The organism is Rhizobium sp. NZLR1 (assembly GCF_017357385.1).
GTDB lineage: Bacteria > Pseudomonadota > Alphaproteobacteria > Rhizobiales > Rhizobiaceae > Rhizobium.
Window position 1 is genome coordinate 1262458 of sequence record NZ_CP071632.1, and the last position, 16742, is coordinate 1279199.

Here is a 16742-nt window from a genome sequence, read left to right on the forward strand (position 1 = left end):
CCCAATGAAGGAGGACACAATGTCTTCCCCATCTGATCCGTTTTTCGATGTCACCAATTTGAGAATGCTGGAGCGCATTCTTCGAAAGGCCGGTTTCCGTGGCGGCGAAACTTACGCGATCGATATCAGCGAGATCAGCGCGACGAGTTTCCTCATTCATTGTTTCCAAATAGGCATCGTCGATGAGGCCGCGCTGAGATCGGCTTTGAGAATGTATCTTGCAACCCAGTTGAGTTCGAACCCGCGTCCTCAGGCGATCGAAGACGCGTCTTTTGCAAGATGGCAGGATGACGGCGGCGCTCCGGAGAAGGCCTATCGGATTGGCCGGTATACGGCGCCCCGGCGTGCCAACGCATCGCGACGGCCGGTCGGTTATCGCTTTCCAAAAACCAGGCTGCCCGAACGATGATCGGTGAAGGCCGCCGAACGCGACAGGGCAGAATTATCGCTTCTAAATCGCCGCATCGAACCTGATTCATGTTCGTAGTTAGGCGTGTCGTTTTTCCTGAACGGCTACACGCGTCTGAACGGCATGCATCGCGATCTGATGTGACACGACGAAAAAGGATGAAAACATGTCCCGGAACCGCGCCGATCAAAAGGACGACGCCGGGAAACGCGCGATCATCGCTTCGGCGCAGAAGAGCGCAACGTCAAGCCCGACTGCCGACGATCTGATCACACAGGCTCGTCACGCCCGCTCACCGTCGGCCGAGCACGGGATCGATAGGGGTGCTAACCAAGCCTATGGTGTGGCGCGGACACACAAAGGTCCGTTCGACAACGCCACGGCATTCAGCGCGCCCACCTACGAGCATGATCTCCCGACGAGGCAGCAATTGGAGGCCGCCCAACGCAGCCAATCCGATGCGATAAATCAGCAGGAGGCAAACCGTCAAAGAGGCAACCACGGCAGTCAGACAAAGAGGGCGAAGCGGAAATCTCCCTGAGCAGACGTAGGGCGAGAGCGACCGCATTCTGCAGGTACGCATCCATGTCTTCGCCGACCAAGCCGAACACGGTTCGAACGCCACCACGCCGGTCGGTCGAAAGCCCGCTCTCACGGGCTTCTCCTTTCAACCTTCAACTTGAGCCCTCAGGCCGCGCTGAACGGCACGGCGACGAAGGTCTTGCTACCAGACGCGGCCTTCAGACCGCGGCAAATGGCACGGCGACAAAAGTCTTGATACCGTCGCGTTCGACGAGCAGCAGCACCGATTTGCGGCCGGCCTTGCCGGCGTCGGCAATCGCGGCCTTGACGTCGCGGCTGTTGTGAACCAGCTTATCGTTGACCGAGACGATGACATCGCCCGACTGGATGCCGGCGGCAGCGGCCGACTTGTCGGGATCGACGCTGGCGACCACCGCGCCGCTGACGGCGCGCGGCAGGTTGAGCTGCTGGCGCATGTCGACTGTCAGGTCGGCAAGTCCGATCCCGAGGCTCGGCTGGCCGCTGCTCTCGCCCTTGTTGTCCGAGCTTTCGGCCGCAGCCTGCTTCTGGCCGTCCTCATTGCCGCCGACAGTGACGTTGAGATCGATCGTCTTGCCGTCGCGCCAGATGCCAAGGGATTTTTTGGCGCCCGGCGAAAGGTCGGCCACCAGCCGCGACAGATCCTTCGGCGTCTTGACGGTCTCGCCGCCGACCGAGGTGACGATATCGCCCGGCTTAACGCCGGCCTGCGCCGCCGGCGTATCGGCGGTAACGGCGGCAACCAGCGCCCCGCCTGTCTTGTCGAGGCCGACGGCATCGGCGACGTCTTTCGTCACCGGCTGGATCTGCACGCCGAGATAGCCGTGATCGATCGAGCCGTTTTTCTGCAGCTTGGCGACGATCGCCTTGGCTTCATCCGAGGGGATGGCGAAGCCGACGCCGACGCTGCCGCCGTTCGGCGAATAGATCGCAGTGTTGATGCCGACGACATTGCCGCTGCGGTCGACGAGCGGTCCGCCGGAATTGCCATGGTTGATCGGCGCATCGATCTGGATGAAATCGTCATAGGGCCCGCTGTGCAGGTCGCGGCCGCGCGCCGAGACGATGCCTGCCGTCACCGTCGTGCCGATGCCGAAGGGGTTGCCGATCGCCAGGATCTGGTCGCCGAGCTTCAACTGGTCGGAATCGCCCCAGGCAATCGTCTGCAGGGGCCTGGGCGCCTCGATCTTCAAGACGGCGACATCGGATTTCGGGTCGGTGCCGATCAGCTTGGCCGGCAGTTCCGTGCCGTCGTCCAGCGTCACCTTGATGTCGATGGCATTGTCGATGACATGGTTGTTGGTGACGATCACGCCGTCCGGGCTGATGATGAAGCCGGAGCCGAGCGCCATCGCCTGCTGGGAAGGCCGGTTTTTCGGTGCCTGGTGCGGCAGCGGGATGCCTTGATCCTCGAAGAACTGGCGGAACTGCTCGTCCATCGGCGAGTCCTGTTGGTCGGCGCTGACGTCGGTCGCCTTCATTGTCGTGGTGATGGTGACGACGGCAGGTTTGTCGGCATCGACGATGGACGCGAAGGAGCCGCTCGCGGCCAAGACGCCGCCGCTATCGGCTGGCGCGGCAATGGCGTTCGAGCCGTTGATGGTGAAGGGCAGACAGGCCGCGCCGGCGATGATGGCCGCCCCGACCAGCGCTGCAGCGCGGTGTTTGCTTAAGATGTGTGACATGGTGATGGTCCCTTGCGAGAGTGTTGGCTTTGGATGGCGTCGTGGTTCCACGTCTTGGGACCTGGCGTCGGATGGCGTTTGGCGCCAATGCCTCCGATCGCAGCGCAGTCGTTGGGGTGGCGACCGGGACAATCGAAGAATTCGCGCTCGGGATTCATATGATCGCGGCCGGCGGATTTACAAATTAAATATTGATCATGTTTATATTGCCGATTTGTAAGACATTACTGGAATTTAATCTTTGTGCCGACGGTTTTTGAACCGGGTGCCACACGCTGGGTCTTCCGGCCGAGGTTTGGCTTCGCAGCGCGTTCTCCCCAGCGATTTTCATTCGAAAATAAATGGACTTATTCCCGAATCCGTTGATCCGATCGCCGCATGCGCCCGTAATTTTGCCGACAGATGATCATGCTGCTGTTTCTGGAAATTGTCTGCCCGAAACTTGTTGCGAATATAAAATGTTAGTAGACTCTAAATTATTTCTTCTGCAGAAAGTATAGACTGCGAATCGGCGGGTTTCGCGGCAGCATATGAGGGGCGATGGGCAAGGCAGTGGAGCGGGGGCGCAACGGCAAGCGCGGCGCGCATGTGACGTTGAGCGATGTGGCGAAGAAGGTGGGCGTCAGCCCGATCACCATCTCGCGCGCGCTTCGTAATCCTGAGATCGTCTCGGAGGATCTGCGCGAGGTGATCCTGCGCACGGTCGACGAGATGGGTTATATCCCCAATCTTGCCGCCCGGGCGCTGGCCGGCCGCCACAACGGCAGCGTCGGCGTCATCACGCCCGCCTTGCATCAATACGGCTTCACCGGCCTGATGACCGGTATGGAGGATCGCTTCCGCGGCACCGAGTTCACCGTGCAATATTCCAATACGCTGAACCATGGCGAGGGGGAGGCCGGCCTGCTGAAATCTTTCCTGACGCAGAAGCCGGCCGGCGTCATCATCGCCGGCGCCGAATCCTATCGTGATCTTCTGCCGCTGATCGAGCGTGCTGCCTGTCCCATCGCCCATATCGCCGATCTCAGCCAGGAGCCGCAAACCCTGGTCGTCGGCCTCGATCACTATGCGGCCGGCGCCGAACCCACCCGTTTCCTGCTGTCGAAGGGCTATAACAGGATCGCTTTCATGGGCCGCGGCGCGGATGTCCGCTCGCGCCGCCGCATCGAAGGCTATGAGGCTGCGATGCGGGAAGCCGGGCGTTTCGACCCCGATCTCATTATCGGCGGCGATGCGCCAAGTCGCACCGGCCTCGGCAGGCAGCTGTTTTCCAGCCTGTTGCAGCGCGTGCCGGATATCGATGCGGTCTTTGCCCAGAGCGACGAACTGGCGCTTGGCGTTCTCATCGAATGCGCCGTGCGCGGCATCCGCGTGCCGGAGGATGTCGGCATCTGCGGCTTCAACGATCTGGAATTTTCGGCCTTCACCGAGCCGTCGCTGACGACGGTGCACATACCGCGCTACGATATCGGCTACCGCGTCGCCGACATGCTGCTGCGCGCCGTCCGCGGCGAGCCAGCTGATGAAGACAAGGCTGACTTGGGCTTTACCATTATTCCGCGGGGTTCCACGCGGTAATCTGGTCAGACACACCGACAATAGACGTGGAGCCTAGCCTTGCGGAAGCTTGGACTGGGCATAGCCAAGATTATTCCGTAATATGGTGAAATGACAATCACTGTGCTGAAAAATGGATAAGGCGGGACTGTCTTTTGACAGAATGCGCACCTTTATTCGCGTCGCCGAGCGCAGCAACCTGTCGATGGTCGCAAAGGAACTGGGCGTCGGCCAATCCACCGTGACGCGGCACCTCAATGAACTTGAGGAGGCTGTCGGTGTGCCTCTTCTCAGCCGAACCACGCGTCGCGTCACCCTTACGGAAGAAGGTAGTCGCTACTATACCAACTGCCTTCAGATATTGCGCCTGGTCGAACAGGCTGCTGAAGAAGCCAGAGATGCCCGTCAAGCCCCTGCTGGCGCAGTTCGCCTTTCCTGTACCGCAGCACTTGGCGTAATGCATGTCACGCGAATGATCTTTGACTTTCAGGACAGGCACCCGGATATCCGCGTCGACCTCAACCTGACGGACGAGCGTATCGACCTGGTTCGCGAAGGCGTCGACGTGGCGCTCCGTCTTGGACCTCTCGCCGACAGCTCGATGAAGCTTCATGCGCTCGGAGAGAGCCAGCGGCTGCTGGTCGGCGCTCCGGCTTATTTTTCTGTCCGCGGACGGCCGCAGCGCCCGGCCGATCTGTCGCGCCACGAAACCGTTGTGATGTCCAACGTGGCAGGCAGCAATCAGCTCCTTCTTTCCTCTCCCGATGGCGCCAGCCTGATGGTCCCGGTCAGCGGCCGTTTGCGCGTCGATCACGGGCTTGCGGCGCGCGAAGCCCTTGCCGCCGGCCGCGGCATTGGTCCCACACATCTCTGGCTGGTTCACGATCTTCTGGAAGACGGCCGGCTAGAGGTCGTGCTTGGCGACTATCGGCCTTCGCCGGTTCCTGTAAGCTTGCTGATAGTTCCGGAGCGTGCAGACATTGCCCGCGTTCGACTCCTCGTCGACTTTCTGGCCGCCGAGGTCGCTAAGCTGCCGGGAATCCGGCCATCGTAAGCCTCTTGTTTTCAGGCATCCCGTTCTCGCAAAACCGCTGCCGCACCTTTGCGAGACGCTTCAACCTCCGAAAGAGCGCTTGTCGCCGCGCCACCCCGACGTCCGCAGAAACTGCTCCCAGCCGAGCGTTCCGGGATTCAGGCGACGGCTCCATTCGAGATCGTGCTCCTTGCCGAAATAGCCATACTCGACAGCATATTCGACCATCCCGAGAATCTCTCGAACGAGAAGTTTGTTGGCGGCAAACTCCGGAAAATAGGCGAGCAGGCCGTCCCTGGTGAACGCATTTCGATACTCGGCCTTGAGGCCGGTCACGCGTTGAAAGGTTTCGACCATCTCCCGTGGAGAAATGATATCGCCGACGATCGGCAGCGTTTTGCCGTTGTAGCGCTCGGGGTTCGAGAAGATCTCGAGGACAACAGGCCCGGTCGCCGTCAGCGGATCGACAAAAGGTGCTGCGAAATCTTCCGGCAGATAGATCGGCAAGAGCAGGGTGTCGCCTTCCATGCGCGGCGCATAATATTCACTTAGATTCGTATAGAAGAATGCCAGCATAATGAAGGAATGAGAGATCGGCAGGCCGCGAATGTAATCTGCAACGCGCGCTTTATCGGTAAAATGCGGCGCATATTTCGTCCCACCGGTGATCTTGTCGACATTCTCGAGCGTGCTGAACACAATGTGCCCGACGCCGGCCTCGACGGCCGCATCCGCCAGCTGCCGGCCGAGCGGAGCCTCGCTTGTCTCCGGCGGGGCGATCGGCGGCGTCATCAGAAAGGCGCCATCCGCGCCCTTGAACGCAGCAACGAACTCATTCTGGCGGCCGAGTTCGAGAGGCACGGTGGCGATTTCAGCGCCGAGCTTCTCAAGACGTAGAGCTTCGGGCGAATCCTTTTTCCGAGTGAAGGCACGGACGCGGAAGCGCTGGCTCTCAAGAAGCGTTGCAACGACGCTGCGCCCCTGTTTGCTCGTTGCACCGGTAACCGCGATCAATAGCTTGTTGTCTGTAGACATAGCTTCATCCTTTCCCTGTCATTTGCCGCCGACCAGAGTGGCAGGCGTCTTTACAAGGCAGCGCAGTCGGTCCGTGCCGATAGCCACCTCGACTGTGGCTACCCTATCGAAACAGGCTCTATCGCTGTAGATTGCTGAAAAGCATAAGATAATGCCGTTTTATGGATAAGTGGCGCCCGGCCGGGCGCCGATACCAGTCGGTAGCGCATCACGGATCGGAAACACCGGCAGTCAGGGAAGGACGGGCGGCTCGATCTCTGCCATCCACATCACTTTTCGCAAAGCCTTCGGCCGCCGGAATATGGCTGATAGGTACAATCGGACGGTCGAAAGGAGCGGTAGCTGCGCGAGCAGGCGGTGATGTTACAGGACTGCGGCGCGCCTTGGCCCTCGACGGCTGCTTCTGTCGATCGCACTCCGTCCAACGTCGGTTCGGTCGTCGCCTCGCGCATGAAGTCCCGCCAAATATGCGCTGGCAGGGCGCCGCCGGTCACCCCCTTCATCGGCGCGTCATCGTCATTTCCAACCCAGACACCGACGACGAGGGCTTCCGTAAAGCCGACGAACCAGGCATCACGATTGTTCTGGCTCGTGCCGGTCTTACCGGCGGCAAACGTGCCGGGATCTGCTCCGCGTCCAGTACCGCGCTCGACCACCAACTGCAGAAGGCCGAGGAGATCGGACTGGTAGGGCGAAAGATCGACATTCGGCTTTGATTGTGAGCCAACGCGAAACGTCTTGGGCTGCCCTGCCGCTTGAAAGTCGATGATGCCCCAGGGTTTGACAGGGGCCCTGCCGAATTTGACGGACGCATAGGCGCTGGTGAGGTTAAGCAGATTTACTTCGGATGTGCCAAGCGCCAATGACGGCGTGTTGGCCAGTGGCGCATCGATGCCGAGTTCGCGCGCGGCTGCGATCACATTGTCTAGACCCACCTCTTGCGCAAGCGTCACTGACGCGGCATTGAGCGATCGCGCGAACGCCTCGGCAAGCGTTACCCAACCGCGATAGTTGCCACCGGAATTTTCTGGCGACCAGCCGTCAATGTCTATTGGCGCGTCCAGAACCTGGTCGGACAGAGTGAGCCCAGCCTTCAATGCTGCGTAATAGACGAACAGCTTGAAGGTGGAACCCGGCTGGCGCATCGCGGTGACGGCGCGGTTGAACTGGCTCGCCTTGTAGTCGCGCCCGCCAACCATCGCAACGACCGCGCCGTCGGGCGTCATCGCAACCAACGCCGCCTGCGATGCTGCGACCGTCTTTCCTTCACTGTCCAGGGCTCTTTTCACGACCCTTTCGGCGATCTGCTGCAATGTCGGCACCAGCGTGGTGCGCACCGTAGTCGAACCCGGCGAGGAGCCGGCGATTTCGCTCGCTTGCGGCGAAATCCAGTCGGCAAACCAGCTTCCGGAACGCGGCGTTGGTGTCGTTGGGTGCAGGCTGGCAAAGCTCGTCTTGGCTTCCGCCGTCTGCGGCGCGGTGATCTTGCCATTGGCCGCCATCGCATCGAGGACGACCATGGTGCGCTGCCGGGCGCCTTCGAAATTGTCGATGGGATTCCATTGGCTCGGCGCCCGCAGCAATCCCGCCAGCATCGCCGACTCAGGCAGGTTGAGGGCGCCGACATCCTTGTTGAAATAGATGCGCGCGGCGGCAGGCATGCCGGTAGCCCCCGCGCCAAGATAGACGCTATTCAGATAGCGCGTCAGGATTTCCGCCTTGCCGAGCTTCCACTCCAGCCAGAATGCGATCACGACCTCCTGAATCTTTCGTTTTATTGTTCGGTCGCTGTCGAGGTATTGCAGCTTGATCAGTTGCTGGGTGATAGTGCTGCCACCCTCCACCACCGAGCCGGCCTCCAAGTTCCGCAAAAGCGCCCTCGCGATGCCCCTGGGATCGATGCCGAAATGACCCATGAACCGGCGATCCTCAATCGAAAGGACGGCATCGATCAGATGGGGTGGAAACTGGTCATATCGAGCATATGGCCCTTGATAAGGTCCCTGTCTTACCAGCGGCGCGCCGTCGGCGGTTTCCAGCACCACGACCGGCTTTAACGTTCCATCCCGGATTTCGCTCCAGGGCACGTCTTTCAGTGCCCACACCAGAATGCTTCCGACGAGGAGACAGACAACAAGGAAGGACCCGAGAGCGAATTTCCACCAGCCCGTAATGAGCGATGCGCTCCAACGGCTTTCACGCTTTGAACGCCGATCGCGAATACCGCGCCCGGCTTTGACCAAAGCAGTCGCCATCCAGTTGTGCTGAGCTGGCGGGATTCCAAGCGGCGCCGACCTCCTTGGCTTCGTCCTCCAAGAAAATGCGGCCGTCTTGATCTTTGCCACGGCAGAACTTGCCTGCAAATCTTGACGTATCGCACGTAATAGAGTCCTGACGGCCCGTCTGGTTTGGTCGAAGGATCCGTGGGGCGGCTGCGGGTCTTCGCCTTGGGTGGTTCCCGGCGAATCCAAGGCGGCCGCTTGCGCTGCCGAATCTGGGGTCTGATCGCGACCCGAGCTCGAGCTGCTAACGCTTTCACCTGAGGATTCGGGAGAATTGGGCATCGATTACCGCTAAAAAGCCAACGCACAATGACCTATATAGCCGGGGATGCGGACTGTTCCACCGCAAAAGGCCCCAACGGACTGCTGCGATGACAATGACGGCAACTATGCACCAGACATCGAGAGGGCAACCGCCACGTTGAAGCCGCTCTCAGCCAGCCAGGAGGTCAAGACTTGGCGAGGGGATCAGAGCTGGGCTTCGAGAGAAGTAACGGGGTTTCTCCTTCCTCCCAGGACCATTTCAGATAGCCCCAATCGGCCGAAAGCCCAGGTGGAGAGCTTGTCGCAACGTCCCAGGACCTGATCGATTTCATTACTGCAATTTGCGCCATCGCCGTTCGGCAGGAATCCGCCGGCCGCAGTCACCGGATTCGGCCTCGCATAAGAGGCCAGTGTTGCTGGCCCCTTATCTCTTATCAAATATCACTTGCAGCGCTCGACCAGAGGTCGGCCGCTTCGGCGGCCGTCATGCGCCGCACTTCGGCCTCGTGGCTGCGGCTGGCGAAGAGTTCGCTGGCCATGATCTGTTCGGCAAGATCGGCCGGAAGCGAGAGGATGACGCGGCCTTCGCCATTGTGCAGTCCGCCGAGTTCGGTACGCTTGCCCGTCACCATGCCGCCGGCAACCGTATTGTTGGTCTCCGGGTCGATCAGGATGAAGGAGCCGGACAGCCGGTTCTGCTCATAGGGGTCGAAGATCGCCGCTTCCTCGAAGACAAGCCGGACTTTGCCGATGGCGTTCATGTAGAGCCGCTGGGCGGCAGTCCAGGTGCCGGTCTTCAGCTCGAGTTGACTGAGCGGCTGCACCTGAACGCGCTGGCGGCGCGAACCGCTCTTCAGCCAGTAGCGTTTTCCGGGCTCGATGCCCTCAGGCTGCAGCGCGACGATCTGCGCGTCGAAGGCAAGGCCGACCTGCGGCTGGGCGTCGATCGAGACGATCATGTCGCCGCGCGCCACATCGACCTGGCGGTCGAGCACCAGCGTGATCGCGTCGCCGGCAACGGCAGCGTTGCGAACGAGATCGAAGGTGACGATCTTCGAGACATTGGCGACCATGCCCGACGGCAGGATCATGACGCTGTCGCCTGGCTTGACCGAGCCGCCGGCAACCGTGCCCTGATAGCCGCGGAAGCTTTCGCCCGGGCGCGACACGCGCTGCACCGAGAGCCGGAAGCCGACCGTCTGCGACGAGCGTACGGTCGCAAGCTCCAGCGTCTCCACCAGCGTCGGGCCGCTGTACCACGGCATGGCGGCCTGGGCGGAATAGACGACGTTTTCGCCCTTCAGCGCCGACATCGGAATGGCGGTGATCTGCTTGACGCCGAGCGACAGGGCAAATTCCCGGAATTCATGGGTGATCTTGTCGAAGCCGGCGCGGTCGTAGCCCGTCAGGTCGATCTTGTTGACGGCAAGCACGAACTGCTTGATCCCGAGCAGCGAGGCGATCGTCGCATGACGGCGGGTCTGCTCGAGAATGCCGAAACGGGCATCGACCAGCAAGATGGCGAGGTCGGCCGTCGAGGCGCCGGTCGCCATGTTACGGGTATATTGCTCGTGGCCGGGCGTGTCGGCGACGATGAAGGAGCGCTTGTCGGTCGAGAAATAGCGATAGGCGACATCGATGGTGATGCCCTGTTCGCGCTCGGCCTGCAGGCCGTCGAGCAGCAGCGCGAAGTCGGGCAGGCCGAGATCGTTCTGCTTGCCGGTGGAATCGCGCTGCAGCGTGGCGGCCTGGTCTTCCTTGACCGCCTTGGTGTCCCAGAGCAGGCGGCCGATCAAGGTCGATTTGCCGTCATCGACGCTACCGCAGGTAATCAGGCGCAACGGGCGCGTGTCGCGCTGGGCCTTCTGCGGCTCGGCGGCGGGCAGGCTGACGACGGTGGCGGCCGAGACGGCGGTTTGGGCTGCGGTCATCTCAGAAATATCCTTCACGCTTCTTCTTTTCCATGGAGCCGGACTGGTCGCGGTCGATGGCGCGGCCCTGGCGTTCGGACACCGTTGCGATTTCGAGTTCGGCAATCACCTCTTCGAGGGTGGTCGCCTGTGAGCGGATGGCGCCGGTCAGCGGGAAGTCGCCGAGGGTGCGGAAGCGGATCATGCCTTCCTGGCGGACTTCGCCGGGCAGCAATTCCAGGCGCGGATCCTCGGCCAGGATCATCATGCCGTCGCGCTCCACGAACGGCCGCTTCTTGGCGTAATAGAGCGGCACCAGCGGAATGTCTTCGGCCTGGATGTAGCGCCAGATGTCGACCTCCGTCCAGTTCGACAGCGGGAAGGCGCGCACGCTCTCGCCCTTGCGGATCATGCCGTTATAGACGTTCCACAGTTCCGGCCGCTGGTTGCGCGGATCCCAGCGATGGTCCGGGGTGCGGAAGGAATAGATCCGCTCCTTGGCGCGGCTGGCTTCCTCGTCGCGCCGCGCGCCGCCGAAAGCGGCATCGAACTGGCCGGCATCGAGCGCCTGGCGCAGGCCTTCGGTCTTCATGATGTCGGTGAAGGCCGCCGAACCGTGGGTAAACGGCGTGATGTTTTCGGCCGCGCCGCGCGGATTGATGTGTTCGATCAGATCGAGTTCGTACTTCTTGGCGGTCGCGTCGCGGAAGGCGATCATCTCCCGGAATTTCCAGCCGGTGTTCACATGCAACAGCGGGAAGGGCACGCGGCCGGGATAGAAGGCCTTGCGCGCCAAGTGCAGCAGCACCGAGGAATCCTTGCCGATCGAATAGAGCATGACCGGACGCTCGAATTCGGCGGCGACCTCGCGGAAGATGTGGATGGATTCGTTTTCCAGCGCCTTGAGATGCGGGTCGAGTGGCGCCTTGGCGCTCTGGGGATTGCTGAGTTCCGTATCCGGACGGCTATCGGGCATGTTTTACTCCAGACTGTCGATCCTTTGCGGTTTGCCGCAAAGCAGTTCCTGATGCTGGCTTTCCCAAGGCTGCGGCGGTGGCCGCGCCCGGGTTCGGTAAGCCGTGAATTTGATTATTGTGCGGCGATCACCGCGGCCTCTTCGGCGACATGCAGGCCGCATTCGCGCGTCTCGTCCTGCTCCCACCACCAGCGGCCGGCGCGTTCCGGCTCGCCGGGCTTGATTGCCCGCGTGCAGGGCTCGCAGCCGATCGAGGGATAGCCACGCTGATGCAGCGGATTGACCGGCACGCCGTTGTCGGCCACGAAGGCCTTGATTGCCTCCAGGTCCCAATCGGCGAGCGGATTGACTTTCAAGAGGTGGCGTTCGGCGTCGTATTCGGCAAACGGCGTTTCGGCGCGATTGGCCGATTGGCCACGGCGCAGGCCGGTGATCCAGATCGCAGCGCCTTCCAGCGCACGCGCCAGCGGCTTCAGCTTGCGCATGCCACAGCAGGCATGCCGGGCTTCGACACTCTCGTAGAAACCGTTGAGGCCGTATTGCGCCGCATAGGCGTCGATGTCGGCCTGTTCAGGCTCGAAGCGGCGGATCTGAATGTCGTACTGGCTTTCCGTCTCTTCGATCAGCGACAGCGTCTCGGCAAACAGCCGGCCGGTCTGCAGCGTCGCAACATCGATCGGCAGGCGGTGCGTGCCGATCTCGGCGGCGATCACCTGGTCCTCGATGCCGAGCGAGGTGGTGAACACCACGCGGCCGCCAAGGCCGGAGACCAGCGACAGACGTCCAGCGAGGTCAAGACCCGCCAGTGCGTCGTTCAGCGCCTCGGCTCTAGCAATCGGCCCTTCTTCCGCAATCGTATTGTTAACAGTCATGGGAATCCTGTCCTTTGTTGACGGGAGTATCGCAGCTCAGGCTTGGGTCGGACAGAAAAAGGGATTTCGAAAGCTGCGGCCGGAGGAGCAAATATCTCTCCGAAGCTGCCGCGATGCAGAAAAGCAGCCGCCCGCGGACGAAATCCGCGTTGGCAGCCTGAATGTCTATAAGATTTGTAGACTTACACGCGGCCTGTCAATCCGAAATCTGAAGTGATGCCGAAAAAGATGCGGAAGACGCGGTTTAGGCGTAAATTGCGCCGGCTCGGCCGAGGGTGAAAACAAGGCCGAAAACGCTTGATCCTCAAGGCTTTCTCCGGTGCGTTCAAATTCCGTTCATGCTGGCTATGCCATAGAGGCGAAAGTACTTCCGTAGTGGTGCGAAGATTCGTGCCGCCTGTGTGTGTCGATGGTCTGAGATGATTACGCAAAAGGCGAAATATGCGCTGCGGGCGCTGACGGTTCTGGCGGATGCCGATGCTGACGAACCGGTGATGATTTCCGATATCGCCGCGCAGCAGAAGATCCCGAAAAAGTTTCTCGAACAGATCCTGCTCGACCTGAAACATCACGGCATCGTCGTCAGCCGCCGCGGCAAGCAGGGCGGTTATCTCCTCTTGAAACCCGCCCACACCATCACCTTCGGCGAGATCCTGCGCATCGTCGACGGCCCGCTCGCGCCGCTTCCGTGCCTGTCGATCACCGCCTATCGAAAGTGCGACGATTGCGACGGCGAGCAGAACTGCCAGATCCGCCACGTCTTCGCCAAGGTGGCTGACGCCACCCGCAAGGTGCTGTTTTCGACGACCATCGCCGATGCCGCCCAGCCGGCCCGCACCGCCGAAGTCACCCGGCTGCTCGCCTGAGCGACGATCGGCCGGTTTGCCCAGTGCTGTTGCGCGTCATTCACAACGGCAGGGTGTTGCGACCATCGCGGATGCCGTGGGTCGAAGTCACGCCTCTCGTGGACCGATCTCAGCTTTCCGCCAGTTCCCTGGCGCGCCGGGCCCTGATCGCTGCGGCAATGAAGACGCGCGACAGGCCGTGATAGAGCGGCTCTCGCGACAACAGGCGCGAGGTGACGTAGCCGATCATCGATACCGCCATGATCGGGATGACGGCCTGGTGATCGCCAGTCATTTCCAGAATGATGACGAAGGCCGTCATCGGCGCCTGCACCACGCCGGAGAAATATCCGGCCATGCCGAGGATCGCCGCAAGCGCGATGCCGCTGCCCATCAACTGGCCGACCGTGCTGCCGAAACCGGCGCCGATGGCGAGTGAGGGCGCGAAGATGCCGCCCGGAATTCCCGAAATCATCGACAGGAAGCCGGCAGCAAGCTTTTCGAGGAAGAACAGCAGGGGCAGGGGATTGCCTTCGACCGCGCCCTTCGCCTGGTCGTAGCCGGTTCCGAAGGTCGTACCATCAGACAGGATACCGATGACGGCGACGGCGAGGCCGCAGGCCGTTGCCAGCATGACCATCCGCCGCAGCGGCTGCGAATGCGTGAAGCGGCGGACATGCTGGCCGATATGGAGCGCAAGCCCGCTGAAGGCCGCACCGAGCGCGCCGCCGCCGATGCCGCAGACGAACACCAGTTCCCAGTCGCGCAGCGATGCCGGCGCCACCGCGGTAGAGCCGAAATAATTGTAGCTGCCGGCAAGCCCGAGGGCGGCAAGGCCGGACAGGATGACGGCGGTCAGAACCAGGCCGTTGGCGCGCGATTCATAGGTCCGGCTCATCTCTTCGATCGCAAAGACGATGCCGGCGAGCGGCGTGTTGAAGGCGGCGGCGATGCCGGCCGCCGAACCGGCAAGGATCAGTCCGCGGGCCTGCGCCATGCCGCCGAAGCGGGCAACCGCCAGCATGATCGATGCGCCGACCTGCACGGTCGGCCCTTCGCGGCCGATCGATGCGCCGCTGAGCAGCCCGAGCACCGTCAGCACGATCTTGCCGAAGACCAGCCGCAGCGACAGCAGGCGGGTGCGGTCTTCCGGATCGCGCAGGTGCCGGGCGGCAATCGCCTGCGGAATGCCGCTGCCCTGCGCATTCGGGAAAAACGTTGCGGCAAGAGTGGCCGACAGCATGAAGCCGAGCGGCGTAATGACGAGCGGCAGCAAAAAGCTCCATTCGCCGGAGGTGGTCACGCCGGCAAAAGCGCGCTGGGCGAGATCCGCCAGCCTGGCAAAGCCGACGCTGATGACGCCGATCGCAAAGGCGCCGAACCAGAAGATCAGCCGCGGGCGCCAGAGCGCGAGGGAACCCCATAGAACACGGGATCGACGAAGAAGTCTGGACTTGCGATACAACACGGGCATGCCGGAGCGGATGTTGAACAGAGCCTCTTCCTAAACCGGTTTGCAGGGAAAGAACCATCTCTTTCTTCGAAATTCGCCGCCGACGAACTTCGCCGACAGGCAACGATAGCTCTCTCCAACCATCACCGATCGCTCACCGCCGCCCTTGGATTGACCCACGGTTCCTGGTTCGAGCGCGCCAGCGGCTGTTTGCCGAGGATATGGTCGGCGGCCTTTTCGCCAGTCATGATCGACGGTCCGTTAAGGTTGCCGTAGGTGACGTGCGGGAAGATCGAGCTGTCGGCGACGCGCAAGGCCTCGACGCCGATCACCCGGGTCTGCGGATCGACCACTGCCATCGGATCGTCCTTGGCGCCCATCTTGCAGGTGCCGCAGGGGTGATAGGCGCTTTCCAGATGTTCGCGCAGGAAGGCGTCGATCTCTTCGTCGCTTCGTACATTTTCGCCCGGCTGGATTTCCGGTCCTCGATAGTTCGCGAAGGCGCTCTGCCCGAAGAGCTCGCGGGTGAGGCGCACGCAGTGGCGGAATTTCTCCCAGTCCTCGGCATGGCTCATATAGTTGAAGCGCAGCACCGGGTCGGCCTTGGGATCGGCGGAGCGCAGCGTCACGCTGCCGCGCGATTTCGACAGATTGTAGCCGACATGCACCTGGAAGCCGTGGCTTTTGGCCGCCGCCTTGCCGTCATAGCTGATCGCCACCGGCAGGAAATGGTACTGGATGTCGGGTTGCTTCAGCCCGGGCGCGGAGCGCAGGAAGGCACAGGCTTCGAACTGGTTCGAGGCGCCGAGCCCGCCCTTGGAAAGCAGCCATTGCGCGCCGGCCACGCCTTGCCAGAACCAGGGCAGCCAGGAATAGAGCGACACCGGCTTGGTGCTCACCTGCTGGAAGTAGAATTCCATATGGTCCTGCAGGTTGGCGCCGACGCCCGGCCGGTCGGCCTTCACCTCGATGCCCATTTCTTGGAGATGGCCGCCCGGACCGATGCCCGACAGCATTAGCAGCTTCGGCGAATTGAACGAAGAGGCCGAGACGATCACCTCGCGGCTTGCCTTGACGACCTCTATTTTGCCGTTGCGCTCGATCTCGACGCCGGTCGCCCGGCCGTCCTCGATGACGATCCGGCGCGCCAGGCCGTAGATGATCCCGACATTTTTCCGCTTCAGCGCCGGTTTCAGATAAGCGTTGGCGGCTGACCATCGGCGGCCGGAAAAGATGGTCTGCTCCATCAATCCGAAGCCTTCCTGCTTGCTGCCGTTATAATCCTCCGTCGTCTCGAAGCCCGCCTGTTTGCCGGACTCGATGAAGGCGTGGAACAGCGGATTGGTGAAGCCGCCGCGCTGAACGTGCAGCGGCCCGTCGCTGCCGCGCCAGCCTTCCTCGCCGCCATGCGAATGCTCCATCCGCTTGAAATAGGGGAGAACATCGGCATAGGCCCAACCGCCGGCGCCGAGTTCCTCCCAGCGGTTGAAATCCTCAGCATGGCCGCGCACATAGACCATGCCGTTGATCGAGGAGGAGCCGCCGATCACCTTGCCGCGCGGCGCGGTGATGCGCCGGTTGTTGAGATTGGGCTCCGGTTCGGAAAGATAGCCCCAATTGTAGCGCTTCATGCTCATCGGCCAGGCAAGCGCTGCCGGCATCTGGATGAACGGCCCGAAATCGCTGCCACCGGCCTCAATGACGAGGACGCTATTCTTGCCGTCGTCGGAGAGGCGATAGGCGAGCGCCGAGCCGGCGGAGCCGGAGCCGATGATGACGAAATCTGCTTGCATGGTTTTTTCTCTCGCGTTTTGCTTCAGCCGTCGCGGCGCGTCGCCCCCTCATCCGGCTGCCGCCACC

13 protein-coding genes are annotated in these 16742 nt (G+C 61.8%); 5 read left to right on the top strand and 8 right to left on the bottom strand.

The genetic code is table 11. The features are described from left to right. Nucleotides 1–19 precede the first annotated feature (19 nt). Nucleotides 20–409, top strand: a complete 390-nt coding sequence (locus tag J3O30_RS06355; RefSeq protein ID WP_207583396.1) for a hypothetical protein — start codon at nucleotides 20–22, stop codon at nucleotides 407–409. A gap of 166 nt (nucleotides 410–575) precedes the next feature. Then, nucleotides 576–950, top strand: a complete 375-nt coding sequence (locus tag J3O30_RS06360; RefSeq protein WP_207583397.1) for a hypothetical protein — start codon at nucleotides 576–578, stop codon at nucleotides 948–950. Between the two features lie 199 nt (nucleotides 951–1149). On the opposite strand, the gene J3O30_RS06365 is transcribed toward J3O30_RS06360, so the two are convergent. Further along, a complete protein-coding gene (locus J3O30_RS06365; RefSeq protein ID WP_207583398.1) occupies nucleotides 1150–2655 on the bottom strand; it encodes a DegQ family serine endoprotease in 1506 nt (501 codons plus the stop codon). Between the two features lie 540 nt (nucleotides 2656–3195). Here J3O30_RS06365 and J3O30_RS06370 point away from each other — a divergent pair. Together J3O30_RS06370 and J3O30_RS06375 are read left to right on the top strand one after the other, a co-directional pair. Beyond that, entirely contained in the window at nucleotides 3196–4233 is a 1038-nt protein-coding gene (locus J3O30_RS06370; RefSeq protein WP_207583399.1) for a LacI family DNA-binding transcriptional regulator, read from the top strand. 112 nt (nucleotides 4234–4345) lie between these two features. Beyond that, nucleotides 4346–5266, top strand: a complete 921-nt coding sequence (locus tag J3O30_RS06375) for a LysR family transcriptional regulator (RefSeq protein ID WP_207583400.1) — start codon at nucleotides 4346–4348, stop codon at nucleotides 5264–5266. 60 nt (nucleotides 5267–5326) lie between these two features. On the opposite strand, the gene J3O30_RS06380 is transcribed toward J3O30_RS06375, so the two are convergent. From J3O30_RS06380 to J3O30_RS06400, 5 genes are all read right to left on the bottom strand, one after another. Further along, entirely contained in the window at nucleotides 5327–6280 is a 954-nt protein-coding gene (locus tag J3O30_RS06380) for an NmrA/HSCARG family protein (protein WP_207583401.1), read from the bottom strand. A gap of 269 nt (nucleotides 6281–6549) precedes the next feature. Further along, nucleotides 6550–8844, bottom strand: coding sequence for a PBP1A family penicillin-binding protein (locus J3O30_RS06385; protein WP_207583402.1), 2295 nt, complete (start codon nucleotides 8842–8844; stop codon nucleotides 6550–6552). Between the two features lie 416 nt (nucleotides 8845–9260). Beyond that, nucleotides 9261–10757, bottom strand: a complete 1497-nt coding sequence (cysN, locus tag J3O30_RS06390) for a sulfate adenylyltransferase subunit CysN (protein ID WP_207583403.1) — start codon at nucleotides 10755–10757, stop codon at nucleotides 9261–9263. A gap of 1 nt (nucleotide 10758) precedes the next feature. Then, on the bottom strand, nucleotides 10759–11712 hold the full coding sequence (gene cysD, locus J3O30_RS06395) for a sulfate adenylyltransferase subunit CysD (protein WP_207583404.1): 954 nt from the start codon (nucleotides 11710–11712) through the stop codon (nucleotides 10759–10761). 113 nt (nucleotides 11713–11825) lie between these two features. After that, complete coding sequence (locus J3O30_RS06400; RefSeq protein WP_207583405.1) at nucleotides 11826–12584, bottom strand: phosphoadenylyl-sulfate reductase; 759 nt, start codon at nucleotides 12582–12584, stop codon at nucleotides 11826–11828. A 419-nt stretch (nucleotides 12585–13003) separates the two neighbouring features. On the opposite strand from J3O30_RS06400, the gene J3O30_RS06405 reads away from it, so the two are divergent. Next, nucleotides 13004–13450, top strand: coding sequence for an Rrf2 family transcriptional regulator (locus J3O30_RS06405; RefSeq protein WP_007626992.1), 447 nt, complete (start codon nucleotides 13004–13006; stop codon nucleotides 13448–13450). A gap of 109 nt (nucleotides 13451–13559) precedes the next feature. Here J3O30_RS06405 and J3O30_RS06410 read toward each other — a convergent pair whose 3' ends face one another. Further along, entirely contained in the window at nucleotides 13560–14903 is a 1344-nt protein-coding gene (locus J3O30_RS06410; RefSeq protein ID WP_207583406.1) for a chloride channel protein, read from the bottom strand. Nucleotides 14904–15025: 122 nt separating this feature from the next. Next, the gene (betA, locus tag J3O30_RS06415) at nucleotides 15026–16675 is read right to left on the bottom strand and encodes a choline dehydrogenase (RefSeq protein ID WP_207583407.1); all 1650 of its coding nucleotides are present in this window, start codon (nucleotides 16673–16675) and stop codon (nucleotides 15026–15028) included. Nucleotides 16676–16742: the final 67 nt, after the last annotated feature.

Bases quoted from the DNA above. Each gene is read 5' to 3' on its own strand.
- J3O30_RS06355 (WP_207583396.1), top strand. From the start codon at position 20: ATGTCTTCCCCATCTGATCCGTTTTTCGATGTCACCAATTTGAGAATG.
- J3O30_RS06360 (WP_207583397.1), top strand. From the start codon at position 576: ATGTCCCGGAACCGCGCCGATCAAAAGGACGACGCCGGGAAACGCGCG.
- J3O30_RS06365 (WP_207583398.1), bottom strand. From the start codon at position 2,655: ATGTCACACATCTTAAGCAAACACCGCGCTGCAGCGCTGGTCGGGGCG.
- J3O30_RS06370 (WP_207583399.1), top strand. From the start codon at position 3,196: ATGGGCAAGGCAGTGGAGCGGGGGCGCAACGGCAAGCGCGGCGCGCAT.
- J3O30_RS06375 (WP_207583400.1), top strand. From the start codon at position 4,346: ATGGATAAGGCGGGACTGTCTTTTGACAGAATGCGCACCTTTATTCGC.
- J3O30_RS06380 (WP_207583401.1), bottom strand. From the start codon at position 6,280: ATGTCTACAGACAACAAGCTATTGATCGCGGTTACCGGTGCAACGAGC.
- J3O30_RS06385 (WP_207583402.1), bottom strand. From the start codon at position 8,844: ATGCCCAATTCTCCCGAATCCTCAGGTGAAAGCGTTAGCAGCTCGAGC.
- cysN (WP_207583403.1), bottom strand. From the start codon at position 10,757: ATGACCGCAGCCCAAACCGCCGTCTCGGCCGCCACCGTCGTCAGCCTG.
- cysD (WP_207583404.1), bottom strand. From the start codon at position 11,712: ATGCCCGATAGCCGTCCGGATACGGAACTCAGCAATCCCCAGAGCGCC.
- J3O30_RS06400 (WP_207583405.1), bottom strand. From the start codon at position 12,584: ATGACTGTTAACAATACGATTGCGGAAGAAGGGCCGATTGCTAGAGCC.
- J3O30_RS06405 (WP_007626992.1), top strand. From the start codon at position 13,004: ATGATTACGCAAAAGGCGAAATATGCGCTGCGGGCGCTGACGGTTCTG.
- J3O30_RS06410 (WP_207583406.1), bottom strand. From the start codon at position 14,903: ATGCCCGTGTTGTATCGCAAGTCCAGACTTCTTCGTCGATCCCGTGTT.
- betA (WP_207583407.1), bottom strand. From the start codon at position 16,675: ATGCAAGCAGATTTCGTCATCATCGGCTCCGGCTCCGCCGGCTCGGCG.